At 66.3% G+C, this 3,447-nt stretch carries 5 protein-coding genes; all 5 read right to left on the bottom strand.

The window, feature by feature from the left end:
- Positions 1 to 103: 103 nt before the first annotated feature.
- Positions 104 to 814: a LytR/AlgR family response regulator transcription factor gene (locus tag ACTHLF_RS21580; protein ID WP_440330344.1), complete on the bottom strand. Its 711-nt coding sequence runs from the start codon at positions 812 to 814 to the stop codon at positions 104 to 106.
- Complete coding sequence (locus ACTHLF_RS21585) at positions 811 to 1,869, bottom strand: sensor histidine kinase (protein WP_440330346.1); 1,059 nt, start codon at positions 1,867 to 1,869, stop codon at positions 811 to 813. Before ACTHLF_RS21585 ends, ACTHLF_RS21580 begins: the two co-directional genes overlap by 4 nt.
- 17 nt (positions 1,870 to 1,886) lie before the next feature.
- Positions 1,887 to 2,354, bottom strand: coding sequence for a nuclear transport factor 2 family protein (locus ACTHLF_RS21590; protein ID WP_440330348.1), 468 nt, complete (start codon positions 2,352 to 2,354; stop codon positions 1,887 to 1,889).
- Between the two features lie 152 nt (positions 2,355 to 2,506).
- Positions 2,507 to 2,986 carry a hypothetical protein gene (locus tag ACTHLF_RS21595; RefSeq protein ID WP_440330349.1) on the bottom strand — a complete coding sequence of 160 codons (480 nt, stop codon included), beginning with the start codon at positions 2,984 to 2,986 and terminating at the stop codon, positions 2,507 to 2,509.
- A 218-nt stretch (positions 2,987 to 3,204) separates the two neighbouring features.
- The coding region (locus ACTHLF_RS21600; RefSeq protein ID WP_440330350.1) for an integrase core domain-containing protein at positions 3,205 to 3,447 on the bottom strand (243 nt) is incomplete at its 5' end.

Raw genomic sequence — 3,447 nt, forward strand, 5'->3', positions numbered from 1 at the left:
ACCCCCCCCCGGGCGTCCCGCCGGGGCTGGTGGGTCCGCGGGGGGGGGGGGGGGGGGGGTGTCCCACCCCCCCCCCCCCCCCCCCCCGCTCCCACATGGCCCTTTACGAACCTCGGTGCAGCGCCGCCAGCAGCGCGTCGATATACGTACGGCTTGCGCGCAAGGTCGTGCCATCGCGCAGGCGTAGCACGGCATCTCGGTTCGGTCGCGGCGACAGCTCCACGACCTGGTCGACGCGTACGATCGCCGAGCGGTGCACGCGGAGGAACCGGCTCGCATCGAGCTTGCGGGAAAGTTCGTGTAGCGATTCGCGCAACAGGTGGCGCTGGCCGTTCGCATGCAGGGCCGCGTAGTCGCCATCGGCCTCGATCCAGGTCACGTCCGCGACATTCACGAAAGAAAGCCTTGAACCCACGCGGATACCGAAGCGGTCGACCGCCGCCGCACGCCTGTCCCGGCCAAGCTTGCGCCGGACACGCTCGATGGCCTCGGCGAAGCGCTCGTCGTCCAGCGGCTTCAACAGATAGTCCACGGCCTCCAGCTCGAAGGCGCGCACCGCGAAGCTGTCATGCGCGGTCAGCAGCACCGCCAGCGGCCGCTCATCACGCGGGATCGCGGCAAGGCCTTCGAGGCCGTCCATACCGGGCATCTGCACGTCCAGGATCGCGAGGTCGACGCTGTCCTTGCGCAAGGTGGCCACACCGTGTCCGTCAACACACTCGGTCACCACCGTCACGTCGTCTTCCGCACGTAGCCTCGCGAGGACGCCGCTACGGGCAAGGGGCTCATCGTCCACGACCGCGACCCGGATCATGCGATGGCCTCGATGCTTGTTTCCACTGGCGCCCACGGCATGGTGATGCGAACCGTCCAGCGCCCGTCTTCGATGCCTGTCACGAGCTGGTGGCGGTCGGGGTACAGCGCTTCGAGACGCGCACGGACATTGGCAAGCCCCACGCCGCCCGCACCCTCCGTGACCTCCACAACGTCGTTGGTGACGCTGACCTTGAGTTCGCTGCCGGCATGCTCAAAGCGGATGGCAACGGTGCCTGGCGCCGTCCGCGGAGCGATGCCATGACGAATGGCGTTCTCCACCAGGGGCTGCAGCAGCAGGTAAGGCACGCGGGCATCGAGCGTGCCTGGCGCGGTGTACGTCTCCACGCGTAGACGCTCGCCAAGGCGAGCCTTCTCGATGTCGAGGTAGGCCGCCGTCAGGGCGATCTCGTCCGCGACGGTATGCTCGTGCCCCGGCGCATCCTCCAGGGTGGTCCGCAGGAAATCGCCCAGCCGCGCGATCATGCGCGTGGCATCGCGCGGGCGGTCGTCATTCACCAGCGCAGAGATCGCGTTGAGCGTATTGAAAAGGAAATGCGGTTGCAGCTGGTAGCGCAGCGCGCGCAGCTCGGCATCGCGTGCCGCGGCGGCCGCGGCACGCAGGCGTTCGCCCTCGGCCCGCAATGCGGCCCGGTGCAGCACCAGGCCTTGCAGGCCCGAGAACGCGATAAGCGCCAGCCAGCAACCGTCCAGTCCGCCGAAGACAAAGGTCCAGTCAGCGCGTGCCCGGGATTCCGGCGAGGCCAGCCACTCGAGCGCGATCACGGCATTGATGACCGACATGGCATAGCTGGCGGGCAGCAGGACGGCGGCGGTAACCCAGCCGTTCGCCCCGCGCCGCCACAGCCAGCGATGGATCGCGCCGAGCGGGATGATCCAGAACAGGTAGGCCAGCGTGTAGAAGACGCGGAAGGAGAGGAACGGCGAATCGACCAGGGCGGCCGGCAGGCCCATCACGACCATGCAGCCGAGGATGGGCAGGCCGGCGAGCAGCGTCAGCAGCGGTGGCGGCGCCAGGTTCCGGTCGATATTCACGCTGCCCCGCCCCTGCCTCAGAAGTTCGAGGAGTAAAGCATGGCGGCGATCTTCCAGCCATCGTCGGTGCGCACCATCTGCCAGGTCTCGGCGCCACGGTTCTGGACCTTTCCAGCCAGCAGGAACTCAAAATCGAAGTACACGCTACCCACCGCACCATCGGTTTCGATGCGTACGTCGTGGAAGCGCTCCTCAAGCGCATCCTTGCTCTTGCCCACGAAATCCACGAACTTGGCCGGCGTGCTGGTGTGGTACGGGCCCGCGTCCGGCTTCTTCGCACGGACGGTCTCCAGCCCCTTGGGCCCAAGCGCTTCCACCCAGTAACATTCCGGGATGAACAGCGAGCCCAGCGTCTTCGCGTCATGCGTCTTCAACGCATCCTGGAACTGGCTGACCACCTTCTCGATATCGGCCTTCGCGCCATCGGCAGCGAACGCCGGGGAAGAGACAAGGGCAAGCGCAGCAAGCAGGGAAAGGGATTTCATGGGGTCGCTCCGTATGGGGTGGAGCGAGCAGACCACCCACGCGACATCGCCGCCAGAGGTCTGGCGGCGAGCCGTTCGATCCAGGCGCCGGGACGTTTCACAACGGGCCGGGCCCCCGCGGATGCCCCGTTCTTCCCCGGGGCGACCCGCGCTTAGTTGAGGCAGCCCGGCAGACCGTCGTAGACGGAAACGTGGGTCATGGGCAGTTTGGCGTGGAGCGGATCTTCACCCTTGGTGAGCTCGTAGAACGATTCCACCGGGGTGTCCTTCGCGAGCAGCAGCTTGCACTTGAAGGTCTTCGCCGTGACCTGGACGGCGCCGGTCTTCGCGTTGACCGAGGCGTGGCTGCCGGCGAAGGTCCACAGGCACTGCTTCAGCGTGCCCTTGGTGGAATCCACCGAGCAGCGCAGCTGCATCGGGCGGAGATTGGAGTAATCGCCTTCGCAGAAGGTGTCGCCACAAACCTTGTCGAAGCCGGCGTTGAGCCGGGCCTCGGCTTCGAAGAAGCGATCCATGCCGGTCTCGGAGGCAGGCCAGTCGGTGGCGTCAACGTAGCGATTGACGGGCGCATCGGCAGCGAATGCGGACGCCGAAGCGGTGAGGAACAGTACAGCGAGGGTGGTGCGAAGCATCGTGATGGCTCCGTGGTTGAGGAGGTGCCATTTCAACGCTTTCGCTTTTTCGCGTATGTCCGGCGCGGGACTGGTATCGCGTAGCCGCCAGGCCCGACTTCGTGTAGGAGCTCACCCTGTGAGCGACGCCGTTCGCGATAGCGCCACGGTAGTTGCAGCGGTGTCGCGAAACATGTCGCCCACAGGGTTGAGGTGGCCGGCTTTTCCTGGACCACCCGCTAGGAGCGGATGGCCGCCCGCCGTTCAAACTCGGCGGGCGGAAGGTAGTCGAGCGTGGAGTGTAGCCGCTCGTGGTTGTAATACCGGGGGACGAAGTCGAGGACGTCAGCCCGGGCGTCGTCTTTGGGCAAACGCTGTTCGTTGAGCCATTCGTGTTTAAGCGACTTGAAGATCCGCTCGACGACGGCGTTATCCCAGCAGTTGCCTTTCCGGCTCATGCTTTGAATCGCGCCGTGCCGGGC

Source organism: Luteibacter sp. (assembly GCF_051958795.1).
Classification (GTDB): Bacteria; Pseudomonadota; Gammaproteobacteria; order Xanthomonadales; family Rhodanobacteraceae; genus Luteibacter.

Excerpts from the sequence above, each read along its gene's own strand:
- ACTHLF_RS21580 (WP_440330344.1), bottom strand. The coding sequence starts at position 814 with ATGATCCGGGTCGCGGTCGTGGACGATGAGCCCCTTGCCCGTAGCGGC.
- ACTHLF_RS21590 (WP_440330348.1), bottom strand. The coding sequence starts at position 2,354 with ATGAAATCCCTTTCCCTGCTTGCTGCGCTTGCCCTTGTCTCTTCCCCG.
- ACTHLF_RS21595 (WP_440330349.1), bottom strand. The coding sequence starts at position 2,986 with ATGCTTCGCACCACCCTCGCTGTACTGTTCCTCACCGCTTCGGCGTCC.